The sequence below is a fragment of the Pseudomonas sp. JV414 genome (assembly GCF_032424305.1).
Taxonomy (GTDB): domain Bacteria; phylum Pseudomonadota; class Gammaproteobacteria; order Pseudomonadales; family Pseudomonadaceae; genus Aquipseudomonas; species Aquipseudomonas lini.
This window is the reverse complement of the sequence record NZ_VYKC01000022.1, coordinates 386,374-405,893: the sequence shown is the minus strand read 5'-3', so window position 1 is coordinate 405,893 and position 19,520 is coordinate 386,374. Positions and strand designations below refer to the sequence as shown.

Below are 19,520 nucleotides of genomic sequence, written 5' to 3'. Positions count from 1 at the left end.
GAAAATTTTTTTGAAGAGTGCGCCTGACCAAGAAATTCAAATATCGAACCTAACTCACGGTGAAAAATGTCTAAGATACAAAATACGGGCAGGAATTTTGAGAGTTACGTCCAGTACGTCTACAGCACGCTACTCAATCTCCGCGGCGAAAAAACACAAGTATCTCGCCGAACCACCTTCCAACTACCCACCGGCGATAGTTATGAAGTTGATGTATACTATGAATTTACGAGGGTCGGCGTTCGACATAGGGTAGCTATCGAGTGTAAAGATTGGAAGCGCCCCATTGACCAAGGAAAAATCCTCGAATTTCACCAGAAGATTAAAAATATCGGACATGATGTTATTGGAATAGTTGTGTCTCGATCTGGCTATCAAGCAGGTGTTGAGATGGTAGCAGCTAGACACAATATATCACTGCTCACCGCGGACGACCTGCCATCACTTCCAGAGTTAGTAGGTCGGCAGCTCATCAGTTCTGGACTGCATGAACCTGATTTACTAGGCGAGCCTTTCTGGATTATCGCTGAGCGGAGTAATAGTCCAACCCAGTACAGTACTGGAAGCTACCATGCTCCAGTGGCCGACGGCCGACCCACAGTCCCTTTATTTTTATCGAAAAGGTATGCAGAACTTTACTTAGCAAAGCTTAAGGATCGGGAGCTATGGTCGGTTTACGGCATGCCGCAATACAAGTTGAAGGTATTCCTTGCGCTCGCGAAACTTCATGATTTGAATACTGCGATCGTTTATGCCCCCCCAGAATCAAACGGCACCATTTCTGCAGTAAAAGCTTCGGTGAGCGAACTAGAGCGCGACTTTATCGTTTGATCCCCCTGACAGCAGGTTGGTACAGGCGCGTTACCGCGTGTACCGAGACGGTAAGGGGTTCGGTCAGCGCCGCGATGTACGCCGGCAGATCGCCCGGCACGGGCCTCAACATCTGCTCGACCAAGACCATTTGCTCGCCGTAACCACCTGGGCGGTTGGAAAAACCGATGTGGTGGAAATGTTGCGGAGTGATCACGAACGACAGTAAACACACTCGCGCACCCTATCCATCGAAGACCAAGCTGAGGAGCGAGCTCTCTGGAACATTTGCTGCGTGTTTGAAAAACACTTGAGTCTTCCTATGGAAGGAAGCTACGCCGACATTCTGAAGATGGCGCGGAAAAGGCTCAGGGATGAATGACTGCAATGGGTTGTGGCCCTCACGACAGGCAGAAAACGGCCAGGAGCAGTCACTCAGCGCGCTTACAAAAGGAAGGACGATTCAGTTTTCCAATCAACTGACCTTGCTGCGATACCAGACGGCCGTACACCCATTATCAGCTTGGGATTTTCGTATTTCGAACTGCCGTGATTCGTGCAGGACATGCCTCCAGCTGCTGCAACCGTAGCGCTTGGGCGTCTGCTCTGGATAGGTACTACCGATCCAGCGGATGGCTGCTTCCAGTCGAGTCCAGCCAGCGTCGGCAAGCTTGGTTTCTGCTTCACGTAAACAGCTACATATTCCACTGCCAGACCAATTGACAGAGCCATCCACCAAGATACCGTCGATCAAATCTTCAAATGCTTGGCTCTGTACAAACGAAGCCATTTCAGATCGTGCCTCATCCATGGCTGTGGCCCAGCGTTGCAGATTCAGGTAATGCCGATTGATGGTTTCGTAGCGCTCCTCCAGGAATCCATCCGCCGCCTGACAGCCTGTTTCAGACCAGAGATCGAAACGCTCAAGGAAGTGGTGAACCAGCTCATTGCGCAGGTCGACCAACTCCTTCAGGGCGACCTTTGTTGCCTCATTGTGTTCGGCTGGCATTTCCAGCTGGTGTCGATAGCTGAACCAGATTTGGTCACAAGCATCGGTTTCCGTCGGTGATTCTTCTTCATTTGGGGACAGCGGCGTCAGAAAGTTTTCGGTCAGCATCCCCATCAACGTGCCCATGGTCTTGTTCTGGGCACATACGATCTTCTGCTCACGGATGATAGGCAGCTGATCCGCGGGACCGCTCAGCTCGCCATACGCGACAATGGCTTTCAGCTGCCGTTCGCATTGTTGCAAGCGCAACAGACACCGTCCGAGCTTGCGCTGCACTATATGTTGAATAGCAGGTACATCATCCGAGGGCATGGTAGTGACTTCATCCATGATTAACGACTCAGGCATAAGTGGTAGGGCTGGAGCGATTCACTGCAATACGCTTGCCCTGCCGGGAGGGCTTGCAACTCGTAAATCGGACGCTTTTCAAGCTCAGTATAGGTTGAGTCAATCCGCTCGGACTTTTTCAACAGAATCGGTCGACAGCTGCCGCTGGCGAGTGACAGCTATGGGTTGTGGATTGCGGCCCGTCGTGACAGGCCGAAATCGGCCAAAAGCAGTCGGTGAACAGATTAGTGGCAATTCGGTAGCGTCGACCTGCTACGCTGAATCTTTGTCGCAGTTGAGCTTGCCGTCATCCATGTCACTTTTCTCTTTGGGTTATGCCTCGCTTGCTGCGACGCCCCTCCCAACTAAACAAGGGCTTACAGGACGACAAGGAACGTTATATAAAAAAGGAAAGTATCATGAACCCCATTCTCAAAATAATTACTTGTATGCTCGCCATAAGCATCATAAGCGGCTGTTCCTCTACGATACTGGAGAGTAAGCCATATAAAACATACTCAATTGGGAGCACCGTCACTGCGAGTGTTGGAATGCCATTCATCGAGGCTCAAACAGGAACGATTACAAAAGTCAAGCGCTGGGTCGGCGTGCTAAATTCGCCAGACGGATGGAAAGTTGATGACGTCTACTCATCCGACTTCATAAAAAAAGAGCTTGTTTATTCTGGTAAATCCGGAAGTACAATTGAGATTGATTACCGTGAGTACAGAAGCGGGCTTGCTGCGCCAGCATTTTTTCAGTCAGTAAAATACGACTTGAATGAGTCCAAAGTGATCGGATTTCAAAATTTTCAATTTAAGGTTGATTCGGCGGACAATTCATCAATAAGTGTTGTAATTATCCGGGATTGAGGCATTGCGCTCTTACAAAGGGTTCGTGCCGTTCGCTTTCCTCACTTGGGACGGGCTAAATCCTCCCCTTGACCTGAACGTTATGAATGTCTGCAAAGGGTTGGATAGCGACGGTCTAGCGTCGACCGTCGCGATGGGTGGTCAGACTTCCGTCTGTTCTGCCATTTCCAGGGCATCATCGACCTCGATTCCCAGGTATCTGACGGTACTTTCAAGCTTCGTATGCCCAAGCAAGAGTTGAACTGCTCTCAAGTTCTTTGTTCTGCGATAGATCAGCGATGCCTTGGTTCTCCGTAGCGTGTGAGTACCGTACATGGTTGGGTCAAGGCAATGGCTGCCACCCACGCTTTGACTATTCGAGCGTATTGTCTGGTGGAGAGATGATCTGAGTCGTGCAATCGGGTTGGAAACAAGAAGTCCTCGCTGCGGAGGCGAGCCTGACGCATCCAAGCTTCCAGGACCGTTCGGGTTTGCTCAGTAATTTCAGATTGCACCGGGTGCTGGGTTTTCTGCTGCATCACGATGGCCCGTGACGACACATGTTCCCCATGGGCTATGTCTCGTACTCGCAGCTTGGTTAAGTCACAAGCACGCAGTTTGCTGTCGATGGCCAAGTTGAAGAGCGCCAAATCTCGTGTCTTCTCAGCAAGCTGAAGTCTTACCCGGATGGCCTAGATATCTCTGACTCGGAGCGGGGCTTTCTGCCCGACAAGCTTTCCTTTGTTCCAAGGCTGATGGCTGTATGTAGCGATAGTGTTCATGGCTTGTCCTCCACATTGAGGGAGGACAAGGGTGGATCAGTCATAATGAGTGGCGGTCGCTGTCCGGCCAGAAGCGGTCTCTCATTGTCTCTGCTAAACCAAGGTCAATTCATGAGTTACAAGCCCAGATAGTCCATCAAATGGGGAATACTCATCTCGTAATGCACAAAGGTACCGTCGATAAAGGTCTCTGGCGCCTCCCAAAGATCTACAGTCGCATCGGTTGCCTGCATCTTTAAATTCAGCGATTCCACTTGGCTATTGAAGCTGGGTATCAGGGCGAAGAACGCTTCAACGTCCCTTTTGGCAAGGGCGTTAATCACATCTCTAGAAACTCCGGAGATGTAGTATCCCCTTGGATTAAAGCAGGGGGTGCGCCGAGGTGGTGGAATCACTGCACGATCACTGTCATTGGTGAAAATACGGTAGTAGGCCACGCCAGATTCCTCGAACACATTATGGGAAAAAGCGGCGTCGGGATTGTCCCAAACATCACCGATGTATCCCAAAAAACCCAATGCTCTGATTACGTCTTCGTAGTAGTTGCGTAAAAATTGCGCCGTGTTGAACCGGCGGCCGTCATCTGGGAATTCGGGATCGACGTAACACAGTCGAGTCTGATTGCTAGATTTTTGGTCGCGAAATGATACGAGTGTTGTGAACGATTTTTGCGGAGTGGTTAATCCCGATTTTATCAGGTGCGCGGCGCCAAGTTCGCACTGTCCGACGCCCTTCCTGAGCTCTGTTTTTATTGATGTGGACTCCAGATTACCCTTGGCTTCGATGAGCCAATATCCGCGAGAGTTTTGACAGCCGACAAAGTCTGGTTTTGACAAGTTAGAGGTAATCCGCGGAACACCGGTGGTATCGCAAAAGTGATCGAAGTCGACCAATGCCGGCACTTTTAGGCAGTCCTGTGCGAACAGAAAGGACAGGCCTTGAGCGTATTCTCCTATGGTTGAAGTCTTGGAAAAGTCTCGCAGTCCATATTTCCCAAAAAATCTCTCATTGAGTCTTAAATTACGTTCAGCTCCCGTGCCGTGTGAAACCATATGACGCTGTAGCGCTGAAATTTGTTCGAGAACGACGAACGGTAATACGAACCGCTTGAGCGGCTGGCAATGCTGCGTTTTAGCGATCGCGGTGGCCAAGCGAACCAAGCTAACTCTTAGTCCTCTGGGCTGGCTTCTGATAGGATTTATTTTCGATTTGCTCAGGGCTAAAACGTCAGAGTTGGCATATTCATAGGTATCTAAAAAACAGTTCAACAGCAGCATGTATTGATGACCCTCTGTTGTTAATGAATCGCCCCGGGTTTCGTAGGCACATCAAAATGACCGCTGCTGGCCGAGGCTGTGTAAAAACGTTTTTGAGCGCGACAGGTACTCAAAACCGGACTGAAAATCGCGCTTCTACGCAAAATCCACATCTGCTGACGTGCCGATAAATTTCAGATTTAACGTAGACGCGGGCACTTTAATTTTGGTGAAGCGTTTTTACACACTCTGGGCCGAAAGCAGATCTACTCCAAGCAAAGAAACTGCCTCCCTCTCCCATTGACTCTCTACCAACTGAATCAGGCTGACATTACTGCACTGGGGTATCGAGCGTCAGAAGCAACCTCCAACGCCCTACTACCGAATCCATTGCCCCCCCTAAACATCAGGCAAAGCACCTCGAAGCATTCCCCTCAACTCAGGATCAACCACATAAATAAAAACCCCTTTCTTGGCTCGGGTCATTAACACGTAGTAAATATTGCGAATTATCCGAGCAAATGTAGCTTTCTTCTCTTCCTGGGAACCGCTGTGGGTGTTCATGTATCGCTGAAGGCCCGGGTCTTGTTGGGCTGATCTGCGAGCGCATACGCGACCGTTTCTGTAGACGAGGTCTTCTCCGATCACTACGCCCACGTAGTCGTATTCGAAGCCTTGGACTGTGTAAATTGCGCCTACTTCTTTGTGCAGGCCAGGGATGCGGTTCCAGGTGGCGTAGGATGCTCGAGCATTCCAACGGGCTGTCCAGTCTCCAATTTCTATGTCGTGCCCGATTCCCGGTTTGTGTTCGGTAGCCCAGTACCAGCAGTAGCCTGCAACGATGCGGCAACTGGTGTTGTCTTGTGCTCGCACCGTCAGGAGTTCTGTCATTTGGTGTGGAGTGTCGACGACTTTGACTTCAAAGCTTTCTGTCGAGTCAAACCGGGTGATTTTGCCTGCGTTCAGGAAGTTGTCGACCCACTCAATGTAGGCGCCTGCATCCTGGCAACGCAGTTGTTTGACGAGTGATACCTCAAGAATATGCTGGCCAGCCTCTTCTGCTGCCTGCTGAATGTCGTGGCTGCGGCAATTTTCTTGCGGTTGAAGCCATTGGTTGTCATCTATAAAAAAGACGGTGAGCCTTTTATCTCTGACGATCTGAGGCAGCTCTCTTTTATTTAAGCGGTGCGCCTCGTCGACCATGTAGTACTCGGTCCTTCCGTGACCTCTGGCGTAGAAATCAAGTTGTCTGATGCACGCACCGATCGCCGCTGAGCGCGCGTAGTACAACGGTTGTTTGCCTCGCTCCATAAGGTGCCTGATCAGCAACATGGCCAGTACTGTTTTGCCTGTTCCAACGATGCCCTTGACGATGACGCAGGTGGGTTGTTCGACTTGGTCCAGTGTGGCTGCGATGTTTTTGAATGCCTGAATCTGCTCGGCCGTTGGCTTGAACAAGGCGCTGCAATTTAGTTTGTCGCTGAAGTTGGAGATGAAGGATCGAGAATATTTGATCTTTGGTGATACCAGGCGCTCAACGATTGGGCTTTCCGTCTGAAGCTGGCTCAATAGTAGGCTGGCGTCCTGGATGCCCTGGTTGCGTGTCAGTAAGTACGTTTCGCGCAGGCATCCGTCAAAGTGAGGTAGCCGAAGCAATTCGTCATCGCTCTCGGTGTATTCGTGCAAATAGGCCAGTGAGTGGAAGGTGGGAGTTTCGCCTCCGAAGTCCAGTTGATGCTCGAGCGCCGCGCGATAGACGTGAGCCTGTTCGCAAGGATGGTCAGTGGGGTACGGGGGGGTGGCGTCGACCGTCAGCCAACCCATATCGAAAGTTTCGTTGAGGCGAATTCTTCCCTGGGACCATTGTTTTAGCTCAATCACAATGATGTGCATTTTACCCGAAGCGTCCGCCCCAACCAGTACGCAATCAGCGCGTTTCTCGCCGAGAGGCATGAGGTATTCGATCAGAATATGCCCTGCGATTGGCAGTGTCTGAAGTAATGTCGCCAATTTAGGCAGCGAGTTGGCCCACGATGCTTTTTCCTGTGGGGAGACGCTTCCTTTGCCGTACGCCTCAAAGAAACGTAATTCCAGGTGGCAAGCGAAATCAGGGTGTGTGGCCTTCTCGCAAAATTCCTTGATGGTTAATTTTTCCAGTACTGCCCTGTCCATAGGCTAAAGAACCAACTCATATTTAAGTGCAAGGGCCTCCACGCTGGGCGCATTGGCTTGGGTGGCGGGCTGTTTGATACGTTGCCCCTGATATTGCTCATAAACAGTGCCAAACAACGTCTCGTGAAGCTCGATTCGGCCATCAGGGGTGATTTTCAATTGGCCAAGGTCAAAGAGTGTATGAATGTCAGCCCGCAGTAAAAGACCGTTTTGAACCGTGTTAGATTCTGTCCCCAGGTAAGGCGCGATGTGAGCGGCTTCGAGCACACTTTCCACATCACAATCAGTGATCACGCATTTGCTGTTATAGGCCGCCAACAACACTTTGCGGAACTTGGGTTGCCCCTGACGTCGCACAATTTCCTGGAGTACTTTTTTCCGGCCATCGACCATATCTCTGGGCGCAAAAGCGGCTGAGACGTCGGCCTCTTTCTCGGCCAGGCCAATCTCGCGTGCGATATGGCCCTGTGGGATATGCGCTTGGAAAACCTGCTCCACAAACGTTTCCAGGTTGCCAAAGTGCTTAACAATGGCTTGGGTCTTGTCGTCCGAGATGCGAGTGAAACCTCGATAACCCTTGTTCAGATAATCGACTGCGGGAGCACTCAGTACGTCGACTGCAATGTTCTGCGGCGGGCTGAGCAGGTACATGTACTCCCAGGTTTTACCCTCGTCGTCATTGCCCCAGATGCGACTGGCTAGCGGCTGATTGTGGAGTTTGCCAATGACCGTGGACAGAAAGTGATACTGGTTGGCGTAAACTGTGAGTACCAAATCTCCGACCTGCATGGTCGTCCAGGTGCGCTGGTTAACAGGCCCTGGCACTGCGCCCCAGGCATAAAAACCTGTTTGATCCAGCATCAGCGATCGGTAGTACCCAGTTTGCTCCTGGCCCAACGCCTCCAGCATCCAGTCGAAAGACACTGGGTTCAGTATGGAGTCCGTCAAATGAACGCGCGCTTTCTTATCACCAGCAGTGAAGATAAATATTTGGCGCATCGGTCAGTAATCTGAGTACTTGTCGGACTTGCCTTTCACCACACCAGCCGGGTACTTGGCATCGTTCAGCTTGAGTTTTTCTTGGGCCGCTTTAAGTGGGTCAATACCCGTGACTGAACAGAATCGCATCAAGTAGATAAATACGTCGGCCACTTCATGGGCGACAGCTTCTTTTTTGCTCTCCGACAGTGAGGCGTAGTCTTCATTGCCCACTTGCCACTGGAAGATCTCCATCAGTTCAGACGCTTCCACACTCATGGCCATGCTGAGATTTTTGGGGGTATGAAACTGGCCCCAGTCTCTGACTTCGGAAAATCGATCAATCTCAAGACGTAGCGATGCCAGTTGATCGGTCGGGGGGATGGAGCTACTCATGGGCGGGTCCTATGACTCAAACCTGCTGCGCTGCTCATCACAACCAACAGGCTTGAAGCGGGAATGGGGCAAGCTAGAGCTATCACAGACGGATTGAATACCAGCTCGATGGATGGTCAAACGATATCTCGTTGCCATCACCCCGTCCATCGTGTGCCGTTGAGATTGGCCGTCGGGGTTCCTATTAGGGTACGCGCCAGAGTGAATCGCCCCTGATTGAGAAGAATCCTCTGACTGACTGAAAACGCCCAGTTTCAGCCGATGCTACCTTTCGATTGCAGGTGATCATAACTGACTGCATTTGGCCGATTTCTGCCTGTCACGGGGGGTAGAAAACGACCCAGGCTGTGTGAAGACGCCAGCAATTGTCTAATCTTCTGATCGTCGAGATCGTGGCGGGGACGATCATGAAGCGATTCATTGAAGGTGAGGCTCGGACTCAAAGCGCTGGGAACATGAAGCCGTAGCCGGTCAACCCACACCGCAATGGCGGCTAGTGCGAGAAACATGAGACAACAGAACATAGGTATCGACTACGCGACCGAATACCTAGTTTTGAAATATTACGTTTTCGTACTGAGTACTTATCGGCTACCCGACTGATTATTCACTTGCTATTTATTAGTTTGCTTAAACGAGTAGATATAGTAGCACTGATAGCAATGAACTCTCTCAAAAGCGATAATCGAATAAAATCACCAACACATTGATTCAATTACAAATTACCTAAAAGCACGCGAACAGATCCGCGAAGATCTTGCTTGACAAACAAGTCACCAAGTCACCAAAGAACACTTAGCGACTTAATTTTTTATGACTTTCGATACAAGCTATTTTCACTTAGAGTGATTTTCGCTTTTTTAGCCTTCTTTTCCAATATATATAAATAATTATTAATTATTTATATATAGATAAGAAAGAGTAGCCAGAAGTAGCGGCACAAGATTCAGCCCTGCGAATGCAACTGAGTCCTTCTTGCCGGTCCCCTGCAGGCAATCGGAGCCTTGGGAGGTTGTTGGCGCGGGGAAAAACGGCCGTTTCACCCTGAATCGCCCAGCGATCAGAGTGGTGTCACGTCGAAGATGTGGTGATCCCTGACAGTCACGAGTTCCAATCGACAGCATGTACCAATCGGCCCAAAGAATTTGTTCGCATTGATACCATCAAGCTTGCTTCCATCGGAATATACGAAGTCTTGAACAACCTGGTTCCAAATCAGATCCTCAAATACCTGCTTGTTCTCCTTCAGCCACTTCATGAACTGAATGGTCATCGGGGAGTTTCTTGTGGGGCGACTCGTGCCATTAGAGCTTGGCCGGTGAGCAATAGGCTTGAACGCCCTTATTGAGCTCACGTCAAACTCCATGGGGACCGTGCACATTTTTCTATCGCCATCCCATAACTGAACTGCCAGGTTGGCGCTCGCCGTCGGCAATTCTTCAAGGACTCGTGGGACAGCTGAGAGTGCAACCTTGAGAGAAGGAAACGCCGGAAGCACGTGATTGCCTAAGTTGACAGCTCTGCCGATTTTCGTGATGCGAGTCTTTGCAACTCGCGCCCAGCCAAACACGCCTGTCGGCAGCACGCAAAGATAACGCCGCCCAGGGCGAACACCCTTAATTCTTTTCTGATAGACGAACAGTTCTGTACCTTCTACATTGACAAGCGTATCCCCCAAGTCCCACTGGTCAAGACCACCCCCTTTGTTGATTTTCAGGGTTGGGCTGAGGTTGATGTCATCTTGCCAAACCTTCCCATGCTTCACTGTTGCTGACCTGGGGGCGTTTCCGACTGAACTCCTCACTCGGATTCCAATTTTGCGCAGCGCACTCTGACGTTTCGCTTCTGCTTTCTGCTGGGCTTTCAGCGGGCGCTCAAGCTCGTTGGCCTCAATTTCGTGCTGGCGATGGTCACAGGCGTCACTGAAATCACGATAGGCTTTTCTGAGGTCAGGCAGCGCCTTGATCATGTCCTTGACCATTTCGGGCGAGATCTTCTTGGCCTCGCTGAGCCAGGGCTCAACGAGGGCTCGCACCGTTTCCTGGTCTTTTTCACCCAAGATGCACCCGCTTAACTCTCGGTTCAGCTTGCTGCCTCGATTGGTCAGGTTCTGACTGCCAAGCGTGGCGAAACTGTCTCCATCCATTACGACCTTGGCATGAAGGTTCCTCAGGTGGAACACCTGATATCCTTCTCGAACTAATTTGGCGATTGATTCAATTTCCGATGACCCCGAGGCGAAAACGCTGGCGTCAAACAACGTGTATATCCGCGAATCTAGCCTTCCCTTAACAAAGGAAAATGCTTTATCCCCTGTGATGTAGGGGGAGAGGATGATGAGTGGAGTCTTTGACTTCCGGCAATTGCTCCGCCACAGAGGGGCGATGTCGGTCCTAAACTGCATGCATTCGTACCTTCGAGGGCTCCCGAACATACGACTAGACTGGCTGGTTTTGGAGAAGAGCGCCAGTGTGATCAGTGGCTATGCAGTACGCACACTGGAGGTTCCGTCACTGACTGCAAACCAGCCCCTAGACCCCAGCAATACCTGAAAACGACTGCCATCCCATTTTCCGTGAACACAACACCGGGCCTGCTGGTATGCTTCCTAAGAGGCCCGAAACGCCTCGAGCGATTACCGGCTTCGCTCAATGTCCTGTTCCGAGGTGGCGGCCCGCAAATACGCTCGGACCAGTGTAGTGCGGGTGGGCACAAGGCCTCCAATAGTATGGGGAGACGCTTGTGCATGACGGAAAAACCCGATTTGACACCTTCATAGTTCTAGCGTGAATGGTTCGCCTGCCCGGGCCTGGGATGCGGTTCGGTAAAGGGCCAGTTCACGGTAAACCGTGGCCTGCCCGACGCCAAGCTGCTTGGCAATCTCTACCTTAGTCACGCCCTCGCTCGCCAGGCGTAGTATGGCCGCGCGCTTGTCCTCGTGGATTGGTTTACGCCCCTTGTACTTGCCAGCCTTCTGCGCCTTATCAATCCCCTCGCGCTGCCGTTCCAGCATCATCTCCCGCTCAAATTGGGCAATCCCCCCCAGCACGGTCAGGATCAGCTTGCCGGTGGGCGTGCTAGTGTCCAATCCCAAATTTAGGATCTTGACCTCAATCTTCTTCAGCTCCAATCGGTGCAGCGTCTGCAGCAGGTCGGTGATCGAGCGGGCCAGCCGGTCGAGCTTAGTGACCACAAAAGTATCCCCAACGCGGGCAAACTCAATAGCCGCTTCCAGCTGGACGCGTTGGGCCACGGACGATACCTGCTCTTTAAATATTTTTTCACAGCCACATCGTTCTAATTCGCGCAACTGGGCTTCAAAGCCAGCCTCTTGTTCGATCGTTGAGGTACGTGCATAGCCTATATCCATGGGTTTTCTCCCACATATGTTTAAGAGTCTGTGATAGAGCACCTCTCAAAGAAATTAACCCACTTATATGAGAGGTTTAGGTCGGGTTCCGTCTGCTATCACAGAGGCCGGCTCTATTTGGAGATTGCATAACGTTTTTTACACTGATGGACTCTCACCAATGCATAGACGATCGGCTCGCCCAGGCTGACGCATTTCTTTGCGGCCGTGTTCATCAGTGACCGCACCTCGATGGACGCAATATACGAACTGGTCGTATTTGCCACTACCTGAACGCGGCTCTGTTAATTTTTTGTGGACGGACCAATTAAGTCAGCCATCTCCTGGGCAACTCGGATTGCTGTTCTAGGCATAAAAAAATAATCCTCCGATGTAGTGCTGCGCTCTTTTATAAAATTGCAACCTCCAGTTATTTAAGCATAACCAATAGCAGCAATAAATACATACAACACCATGAACCAGATTAGTTTGAAATATACCAAAACACCAACCACATCATATGTTATAGAAATAACTCAACGTACCATCAGATACCCCACCCACGACTTTTTTACGATTACTTCTTCTAGCCCGACTGCTCAGACCCACTCAACATTTTCAACCAATCCAAAATCCCAGATGTACTCAGTACAGGTTTTAAAAAAATATCACGCAAAATCTAAAAATACACACTCTGTCACAATGGGTACCAAGCAGCACATGATTCTTTATAAAAATCAATCGATTACAAACACAAACCATCACCCAACCTCTCTATTGATGAATGACTCGCCCACCCAAAAGTGACGACCTTTACGCAGAAATGCGAGATCATCGACTATTCTAAAATAGTGTTAACCAACACACTACACAACAACAAAATTGGGGGACACCAATATGACTACCAATAAGAAAATTACTACTAAACCCAGCTGGGATGCTAATGACATGGTGATTAAAGCAATAAAACCCGGCTGCTTGGCATTCGAGAATTTGATACAAGATCCTGCAACGCGGGGCACCCAATGCCAGGAATCTACCCTGATCTACGATTCTTTGGCATTGCGTTACAACAAGGCCGAACCGGGCGAACTGCTAATGGTAGAGCTGCCGAACAAGCCGAGTACCAGCAACTTACGCAAAACCTTCGAGAATCGCGGGATGAAGGAAGGCGACTACCGCTTGTTCCGTCCGATGCGCGACGAACGCGGTAAACCCTTCCCAAAAAACATGCGCCCTTTGGTTTTGCAGCGCCTCACCGACAAAATGATGCGGATGATTCAGCCTTCCCAGGCCATCGCTGCGCGGTTTGCCGAAGAAGCCGAAGAACGAGGGGCCTCATACAACTTCGCGCAAGGTGAAAACCCAGTAAAACCGGGGCCTGCAGAGGAGATTTCGGCAGGAAATCAAGACCTGGTTAATACTTGAAAACGTAAGGATCGATTGCGGGTGACCGCCCCAGTTGAAAGGGCGGCATTCAAGTTTAATGCCCGGCTTGTCCGGCAATTTTGCCTCTTCACTTCGGTACTAGAGACGGAGCCCCTTGGTTTTCAAGGGTGCGACCTGGAAACCAAAATGACAAAAAAACCTGCCAGAACCACCGGGGAAAGGATGACTGCTGACAAACGCTTGGCGTTTATCCGCCGCATCGCCAAAACCCACGGTTTGTCCCACCAAGACCTCACAAAATACACCGGGTATCTGCTTGACACCGTGTCTGGCTGGTTTACCTCATGCGACTCTCTCCGCCACCGACACGTCTCAGCCAGGGCGGTCGACCGCCTGCTGCTGGAGTTGGCTTTGGGTCATGTCAAAAGTAGCAAGTCAGCGGGGGGACATCAGCATGTACCACTACTACCAACGCTCTGAACATGACGCCTGGTTTATTCTTTCCTGCCAGGGCGAAGAGAATCCGGCGGAGCTGGCCAAGGCGCAGGGCGCGAAGAAGCTGACCATCCTCGCGCTGAACCAGCCGGTCAATGACGGCACCGAGGACGAGCTGCCGCGCAACCGCGACAAGATTGGCTACCGTGGTCCGCTGTATTTTGACATCGACTGCAAGGACGACCTCGGCCAGGCCATCAGCAGCGGGCAGGAACTGATCGGCAAGCTGACCCGCATGGGCGTGCCGAAAGGCTGCATCGAAATCTTTCTCTCGGGTAGCAAGGGCCTGCACATTCTGGTCAATGAGACATTTTTCACGAGCAAACGCTTCATCCTGCGCCTGCCGGAAATCTACAAGGAAATGGCCCGCAGCCTGTTCGTCATCGGCCTCGACTACTCGGTGTATTGCAGCGGCCGGGGCAACAGTTTCCGCATCGTCAACCTGCAGCGGCACGACGGCAAATACCGGGTGCCGGTGACCGCCGATGAACTGGCCGAGCTGACTGTCGAGCGTTACCGCGAGCTGGTGCAGGCGCCGCGAGTGGTGGAGGTCGACGACGCCCAAGGGCGGGTGGTGCACGAACTCAAGGCCCTGTTTGAAGGGGCCAAAAAGCGCGTCAACGCCAAGCCGAAGTTGGTGATCATCGCCTCCTCCGCCGACATGGAAGCGATCCGCGAGCCGGTGCCGGCGTGTATCCAGATGCTGAGCGACAGCGACTCGCTGAAGGCGGATGCGACCTACAACCAGGTCGCAACCCAACTGGCCACCTACATCGTCCGCGCTGGCGTGTCGCAGACGGTGGCCGAAAGCCTGGCGGCGCGGCTGGCCAGCAGTGCCAAGTCGAGCACGTACAGCACCGCCAAGTTGCGCCGCGATCACATCGAGGCGCAGATCCGCTACGTCGAACACACCCCGACGTTCGGCTTTGGTTGCAACGCGATCCGCGCCCTACTCAGCAAGCGTCCGTGTGAAGGCTGCGCGATCGAGGCTGGGGCCAATCGCGGTGGTGATCAGGACGCCGGCCTGTGCGCCGTGGTCGAACCCGATGGCTATTACATCCGGCAAGGCGACGGCAAGCGGCGGATCTGCAACTTCACCCTACAGCCGATCGACGCGTTTATAGACGTGCCGCAAAACGGTACCCGGCCGCGCCGTATCGGCACCAGCATGTCGGTCCTGCAAAACGGCAACGACCTAGGCAAGATTATTTTCAAAGAGTCGGCTTTCAGCAGTCGCTCCGCGTTCCTGAAGGAACTAGAGGGCATCGAAAACCTGACGTTTCAGGGCACCGACCTCGACGTACAGAAAATCAAAATCGCTGTCTTTGGGGAGGCTCAGGACGTGGGAGAAATTATTCAAGTCTACGCCGCGGGGGTCCACCTGGACTTCGTCGATGACATGCCCCTGTTCACATATGTTGAACCTGATATGTCGGTGAACACGGTCAAGGTACGCGGCACCCACCAGTTCCTCGGCAACCTGCTGGCCCGCCCTTATTTTGCCAACACCAGCATATGCGAGAAGGAGGATCAGGACGTTGATCAAGCATTGTTCCACCTGCTCAAGATCAACCAGAAATACGAAGTTGGCCTTCTCATCGGCTGGTGTGTCGCGGCGCACTTCAAGACCCACTTAATGCACCTGTTTAGCCAGTTCCCGACTCTCTCGCTGTGGGGTAGTGCTGGCGCCGGCAAGTCGAAGACCGCTGGTCTGATCACATGGCTCAACGGCACCGACTACATGCAGAAAGACGCTGGGGTCAGCGCACCGTCGACCTCGCCCTACGGCATGCTGGATTACCTGTCGAACACCACGACGGTGCCTCGCATCATCGAAGAGTTCAATAAAAGCAAGATGACCAGTAAGGCATACAAGGATGTGGGCGAACGCATCAAGCAGGCATGGAACGGCGAGGCAACCCTGAAAGGTCGGTTGGGAGGGCCAGTCATGGGCCGCACCAATACAGAAGCCTTCGCCATCCCGTTGTCGGCACCGTTGATTGTCATTTCAGAGCAAGAGATTGAGATGCCGGCGTTGCAGGAACGCAGCATTCGCGTTCATCTAACCAAACTCAAACGGAAGTACTGCCGGGAACACTTCCGGCGCGCGACCGATGGCTGCGAACACCTGCGCAGACTAGGTAAAGCGATCATGGCCACCAGCTTGACCATGTCACTTGAAGAGATCAAGCAACTGATGGAAAAAGCCTCGCTGCAACTTCCAGAAGACATGGACGACCGGCCGCGCTACTCGTATCAGGTGGTCTTGTTGGGTCTGTGGATACTCTCTGAGATTTGTGGGCAACTTCACCTGTTCAAATCGATGCCTGAGTTGGATGCAGTGATTAAGTCGATAATCGAGCGGTATGGCGAGGATGGCGATGGCTATGTACAGAGTGAGATTGACTTGGTGCTGCAGAAGATCGCAATCATCGTGGCGATTTCGCGCAGCGCCCAGGAGCGCGGCGCCGGCCACGTGCATCTGACCGAGGGCCAACACTACTCAGTAACTCCCGAGTACCTGATTCTCGACCCGGTCCTGTCCCATGCCATTTACACGCGGTATTGCAATGTGGATGACCGCAGCGCGCCGGTGATCAGCAGCGGCGTACAGTTCGCCAAGCTGATCGTCGAAGAACCCTATTTTGTGAAGTGCGAACCGTATGCCGATATGGGGGGTGGCCGTGAAATGTTGTTCCTATCGTTGAAAATGCTGCAGGAAAAGAACATCGACATCAGCCTGCTCGGCTGGGGAGGTAACCATGGAGGCAATAACTTTAACTGAGCATTTCCAGCCGGCCCGAATCAAGCGCTCCCCAGTGCTCACCTGCTTCATGCAGTTGGATAAGAAATTGTTCAAATCCAAAGTGCCAAAGATAATCCTCTGCACTCATAACCATTGGTACAAAACGCCCTACGAACCGGACAGTGAGAAATCAGTACAGGCGGTGGGGCCCGCCCCGCATTACATCTACATGAACATCCTTAAGCTGCTTCGCGTCACCAGCAAAAACTGGAACAACACTAGCAGTGAGGGCGGCGAACACCCCAATCTCAACTTGATGCAGCGGGTCTTTGCTCTTGACCACGAACTGGCCATGGCCAGGAAGTCGATAACAGGTGCGGTATGAATACGGCCTTCCTGCTAATGGCCCAGTACAATGGCCAGGCAATCATCCCGCTTGAGCGAGTCTGCGCTGACTATTTCAGCCATCTGACGCCGGAGAAAATGAAGCTCAAGGTCGCGGCTGGCCAGATAGATCTAACACTGGTGCCAATGGAGAGCAGCCAGAAATCCGCGCGAGGTGTCCACCTGTCTGACCTGGCTGACTACCTCGACGCTCAGCGCAGCAAGGCCAAGGCCGAGCACGAAAAACTGATGGGTCGAGGTATACACCGAGCATCTTAATGGGACATGGCCCCAATCACGGGGCCAGTTAAAACTCTCTCCAACCACGACCAATCCTTGTACGGGTCGCCATTCCCCCGCAGGTGCGTATAGCGTCGCATCGAGTTCCAATCTCGGTGGCCCGACACGCTGGCTACTTTCGGAATATCCCACCCCATTTCAAACAGCCGACTCACGCCATCATGGCGCAGGTCGTGAAAATGCAAGTCTTCGATTTCGAGGAAATGACAGGCCCGGGTAAAGGACGCGGATACGGATCTGGCATTATATGGAAACACCTCGTCGGCGATCTTCGGCATGGACCTCAATATCTTCCAAGCCTCGTCCGGAACATAACACCAAACATCGTTGCCATATTTCTGCCCAGGGTTCTTCATGTCGGTGATCAGCACCGACTGGCGAGCCTCGTCCATGGCGTCCCAACGAATCCGGGTGATCTCTTCCTGTCGACGCGTTGAGAACAGTGCGAAAGCAGTCACCCTGACCATGTCGATCTCTTGCTTACGACGCGCCCGCATATCGACAAAGTAGGTCAGGATTTTATCAAGCTCTTCCAGTGTGGGCCTACGGCCTCGCTCCTTGCTCTTTGATACGGCACCCATCTTGCGCAACACGCGGCGTGCGTCCGGCATGGCCATGGGGTCGATATCATATCCCCAGGCGGGTCGAGCAATATATAACACTGCGCCAAAGTGTGCCAGGTCGTTACCCACGGTTTGCGGTTGAATGCCGTCGCTCTGCATCCGGTCGTTGGCGTACTCCACCAGCTTCTGGCTGGTGATGTCCTTATCTTCGAGCTTACCCAGCCAGGTTTCGCTGATAGCCTTGAGGGTGGCGCGCTTGGTCTTGCCCAGTGGCCGGAGTTTTTCATACTCCCCGAGGTAGCGCTCGATCATTTCCTTGACCGTCACGCCCTTACGGTTGGCCTTGGCAATCGCGCCAGGTTCGGCCATTTCCGTCTCGCGCCGCTTGATCCAGGCCTGAGCCGTGGTCTTACGGTCGAACGTCTGGCTTTCCTGATAAACTGTCACACCCTTTTGCATGATGCGGATCTGCGCGGTGTACGCTGCAGAGCCATCCTTGCGCTTGCGAACGGTGATTGATCCCATGGATTTTGCTACACGGCTGGTTTTAGTTGCTACATTGTAGCAATGACCATCCCAAAATAAGCAAAAACCGTAGCAAACAGTGGCAAATGAGAAGTAGCTAAATGCTGACTAAACCCGCAGAAAACCTAGAAATTCCAGCACATTCGGTATCCAGGAGGTTTTCTGTTGCGCCCATGATGGATTGGACAGACCGCCACTGCCGTTTCTTCCTGCGCCTACTCTCCAAACACGCCCTCCTCTACACCGAAATGGTCACCACCGGCGCGCTCCTTAACGGCGATCACGACCGCTTCCTCCGTCACAACGAAGCCGAACACCCGCTAGCCCTGCAGCTCGGCGGCAGTGTCCCGCTAGACCTGGCCGCCTGCGCACGCATGGCCCAGGAACACGGCTACGACGAGGTAAACCTAAATGTCGGCTGCCCGAGTGATCGGGTGCAGAACAATATGATCGGGGCGTGCCTGATGGGGCATCCGCAGTTGGTGGCGGATTGTGTGAAGGCGATGCGCGATGCGGTGTCGATTCCGGTGACGGTGAAGCATCGGATCGGGATTAACGGGCGGGACAGTTACGAGCAGTTGTGCGATTTCGTCGGCACGGTTCGGGATGCCGGTTGCACGAGTTTTACGGTGCATGCGCGGATTGCGATTCTGGAGGGGTTGTCGCCGAAGGAGAATCGTGACATTCCGCCTCTGCGCTATGACGTGGCGGCGCGGTTGAAGACGGATTTTCCGGAGTTGGAGATTATTCTCAACGGCGGGATCAAGACGCTGGAGGCTTGTCACGAGCATTTGCAGACGTTCGACGGCGTGATGCTGGGCCGTGAGGCGTATCACAATCCCTATGTGATGGCTGAAGTGGATCAGCAGCTGTTCGGCAGCAAGGCACCGGTGATCAGCCGGGCCGAGGCGCTGGCGCAATTGCGGCCTTATATCGCTGAGCATTTGCTGGCGGGTGGGGCGATGCACCATATCACCCGGCATGTGCTGGGGCTGGGTACCGGGTTTCCGGGGGCGCGGAAGTTTCGGCAGTTGTTGTCGGTGGATATTCATAAGGCCAAAGAGCCTTTGGCGTTGCTGGATCAGGCGGCGGAGTTGCTTGAGGGGCGTTAACGGTCACCTGTGTTGAACCTGTCCCCCATTTCAGCATCGTATCTACCGATACCCCGCCCCGCCTTTCAAACATCCG

16 protein-coding genes and 1 pseudogene are annotated in these 19,520 nt (G+C 52.5%); 7 read left to right on the top strand and 10 right to left on the bottom strand.

The genetic code is table 11. The annotated features are described in order from the left end of the window. Positions 1-66 precede the first annotated feature (66 nt). Positions 67-831: a restriction endonuclease gene (locus F6R97_RS25815; RefSeq protein WP_315867293.1), complete on the top strand. Its 765-nt coding sequence runs from the start codon at positions 67-69 to the stop codon at positions 829-831. Here the strand turns inward: F6R97_RS25815 and F6R97_RS25810 are convergent. Both F6R97_RS25810 and F6R97_RS25805 read right to left on the bottom strand, forming a co-directional pair. Then, a complete protein-coding gene (locus tag F6R97_RS25810; RefSeq protein ID WP_315867292.1) occupies positions 821-1,045 on the bottom strand; it encodes a hypothetical protein in 225 nt (74 codons plus the stop codon). The two genes, F6R97_RS25815 and F6R97_RS25810, sit on opposite strands and share 11 nt — an antisense overlap. Before the next feature lie 240 nt (positions 1,046-1,285). Next, positions 1,286-2,149, bottom strand: coding sequence for an OST-HTH/LOTUS domain-containing protein (locus F6R97_RS25805; protein WP_315867291.1), 864 nt, complete (start codon positions 2,147-2,149; stop codon positions 1,286-1,288). Between the two features lie 416 nt (positions 2,150-2,565). On the opposite strand from F6R97_RS25805, the gene F6R97_RS25800 reads away from it, so the two are divergent. Next, entirely contained in the window at positions 2,566-3,018 is a 453-nt protein-coding gene (locus F6R97_RS25800; protein ID WP_315867290.1) for a hypothetical protein, read from the top strand. Positions 3,019-3,159: 141 nt separating this feature from the next. Here the strand turns inward: F6R97_RS25800 and F6R97_RS25795 are convergent. The 7 genes and pseudogenes from F6R97_RS25795 to F6R97_RS25765 all read right to left on the bottom strand — a co-directional run bounded on the left by F6R97_RS25795 (position 3,160) and on the right by F6R97_RS25765 (position 11,951). Beyond that, positions 3,160-3,686, bottom strand: a pseudogene (locus F6R97_RS25795) (tyrosine-type recombinase/integrase). A 209-nt stretch (positions 3,687-3,895) separates the two neighbouring features. Then, the gene (locus F6R97_RS25790) at positions 3,896-5,056 is read right to left on the bottom strand and encodes a hypothetical protein (protein ID WP_315867289.1); all 1,161 of its coding nucleotides are present in this window, start codon (positions 5,054-5,056) and stop codon (positions 3,896-3,898) included. Positions 5,057-5,434: 378 nt separating this feature from the next. Then, positions 5,435-7,207, bottom strand: coding sequence for a DNA/RNA helicase domain-containing protein (locus F6R97_RS25785; protein ID WP_315867288.1), 1,773 nt, complete (start codon positions 7,205-7,207; stop codon positions 5,435-5,437). A gap of 3 nt (positions 7,208-7,210) precedes the next feature. After that, positions 7,211-8,206 carry an HNH endonuclease gene (locus F6R97_RS25780; RefSeq protein WP_315867287.1) on the bottom strand — a complete coding sequence of 332 codons (996 nt, stop codon included), beginning with the start codon at positions 8,204-8,206 and terminating at the stop codon, positions 7,211-7,213. A gap of 3 nt (positions 8,207-8,209) precedes the next feature. Beyond that, complete coding sequence (locus tag F6R97_RS25775) at positions 8,210-8,581, bottom strand: nucleotide pyrophosphohydrolase (RefSeq protein WP_315867286.1); 372 nt, start codon at positions 8,579-8,581, stop codon at positions 8,210-8,212. Between the two features lie 1,060 nt (positions 8,582-9,641). Beyond that, positions 9,642-10,985 carry a hypothetical protein gene (locus tag F6R97_RS25770; RefSeq protein ID WP_315867285.1) on the bottom strand — a complete coding sequence of 448 codons (1,344 nt, stop codon included), beginning with the start codon at positions 10,983-10,985 and terminating at the stop codon, positions 9,642-9,644. Positions 10,986-11,354: 369 nt separating this feature from the next. Further along, on the bottom strand, positions 11,355-11,951 hold the full coding sequence (locus tag F6R97_RS25765) for a recombinase family protein (RefSeq protein ID WP_315867284.1): 597 nt from the start codon (positions 11,949-11,951) through the stop codon (positions 11,355-11,357). 876 nt (positions 11,952-12,827) lie between these two features. On the opposite strand from F6R97_RS25765, the gene F6R97_RS25760 reads away from it, so the two are divergent. From F6R97_RS25760 to F6R97_RS25745, 4 genes are all read left to right on the top strand, one after another. Next, positions 12,828-13,358 (top strand): hypothetical protein, encoded by a 531-nt coding sequence (locus F6R97_RS25760; protein WP_315867283.1) that lies wholly within the window; start codon positions 12,828-12,830, stop codon positions 13,356-13,358. 277 nt (positions 13,359-13,635) lie between these two features. Further along, entirely contained in the window at positions 13,636-16,599 is a 2,964-nt protein-coding gene (locus F6R97_RS25755; protein ID WP_315867282.1) for a hypothetical protein, read from the top strand. Further along, positions 16,577-16,945 carry a hypothetical protein gene (locus F6R97_RS25750; protein ID WP_315867281.1) on the top strand — a complete coding sequence of 123 codons (369 nt, stop codon included), beginning with the start codon at positions 16,577-16,579 and terminating at the stop codon, positions 16,943-16,945. The genes F6R97_RS25755 and F6R97_RS25750 overlap by 23 nt, the downstream gene beginning before the upstream one ends. After that, positions 16,942-17,223 (top strand): pyocin activator PrtN family protein, encoded by a 282-nt coding sequence (locus F6R97_RS25745; RefSeq protein WP_218496613.1) that lies wholly within the window; start codon positions 16,942-16,944, stop codon positions 17,221-17,223. Before F6R97_RS25750 ends, F6R97_RS25745 begins: the two co-directional genes overlap by 4 nt. On the opposite strand, the gene F6R97_RS25740 is transcribed toward F6R97_RS25745, so the two are convergent. Further along, a complete protein-coding gene (locus tag F6R97_RS25740) occupies positions 17,220-18,332 on the bottom strand; it encodes a tyrosine-type recombinase/integrase (protein ID WP_315867280.1) in 1,113 nt (370 codons plus the stop codon). The two genes, F6R97_RS25745 and F6R97_RS25740, sit on opposite strands and share 4 nt — an antisense overlap. A 101-nt stretch (positions 18,333-18,433) precedes the next feature. Between F6R97_RS25740 and dusA the strand changes: the two genes are divergently transcribed. Further along, a complete protein-coding gene (dusA, locus tag F6R97_RS25735) occupies positions 18,434-19,444 on the top strand; it encodes a tRNA dihydrouridine(20/20a) synthase DusA (RefSeq protein ID WP_315867279.1) in 1,011 nt (336 codons plus the stop codon). The last annotated feature ends 76 nt before the right edge of the window (positions 19,445-19,520 follow it).

Coding starts and splice junctions, on each gene's coding strand:
- F6R97_RS25765 (WP_315867284.1), bottom strand. CDS start 11,951: ATGGATATAGGCTATGCACGTACCTCAACGATCGAACAAGAGGCTGGC.
- dusA (WP_315867279.1), top strand. CDS start 18,434: ATGCTGACTAAACCCGCAGAAAACCTAGAAATTCCAGCACATTCGGTA.
- F6R97_RS25775 (WP_315867286.1), bottom strand. CDS start 8,581: ATGAGTAGCTCCATCCCCCCGACCGATCAACTGGCATCGCTACGTCTT.
- F6R97_RS25760 (WP_315867283.1), top strand. CDS start 12,828: ATGACTACCAATAAGAAAATTACTACTAAACCCAGCTGGGATGCTAAT.
- F6R97_RS25780 (WP_315867287.1), bottom strand. CDS start 8,206: ATGCGCCAAATATTTATCTTCACTGCTGGTGATAAGAAAGCGCGCGTT.
- F6R97_RS25790 (WP_315867289.1), bottom strand. CDS start 5,056: ATGCTGCTGTTGAACTGTTTTTTAGATACCTATGAATATGCCAACTCT.
- F6R97_RS25815 (WP_315867293.1), top strand. CDS start 67: ATGTCTAAGATACAAAATACGGGCAGGAATTTTGAGAGTTACGTCCAG.
- F6R97_RS25785 (WP_315867288.1), bottom strand. CDS start 7,207: ATGGACAGGGCAGTACTGGAAAAATTAACCATCAAGGAATTTTGCGAG.
- F6R97_RS25750 (WP_315867281.1), top strand. CDS start 16,577: ATGGAGGCAATAACTTTAACTGAGCATTTCCAGCCGGCCCGAATCAAG.
- F6R97_RS25740 (WP_315867280.1), bottom strand. CDS start 18,332: ATGGGATCAATCACCGTTCGCAAGCGCAAGGATGGCTCTGCAGCGTAC.
- F6R97_RS25770 (WP_315867285.1), bottom strand. CDS start 10,985: ATGCAGTTTAGGACCGACATCGCCCCTCTGTGGCGGAGCAATTGCCGG.
- F6R97_RS25800 (WP_315867290.1), top strand. CDS start 2,566: ATGAACCCCATTCTCAAAATAATTACTTGTATGCTCGCCATAAGCATC.
- F6R97_RS25805 (WP_315867291.1), bottom strand. CDS start 2,149: ATGGATGAAGTCACTACCATGCCCTCGGATGATGTACCTGCTATTCAA.
- F6R97_RS25745 (WP_218496613.1), top strand. CDS start 16,942: ATGAATACGGCCTTCCTGCTAATGGCCCAGTACAATGGCCAGGCAATC.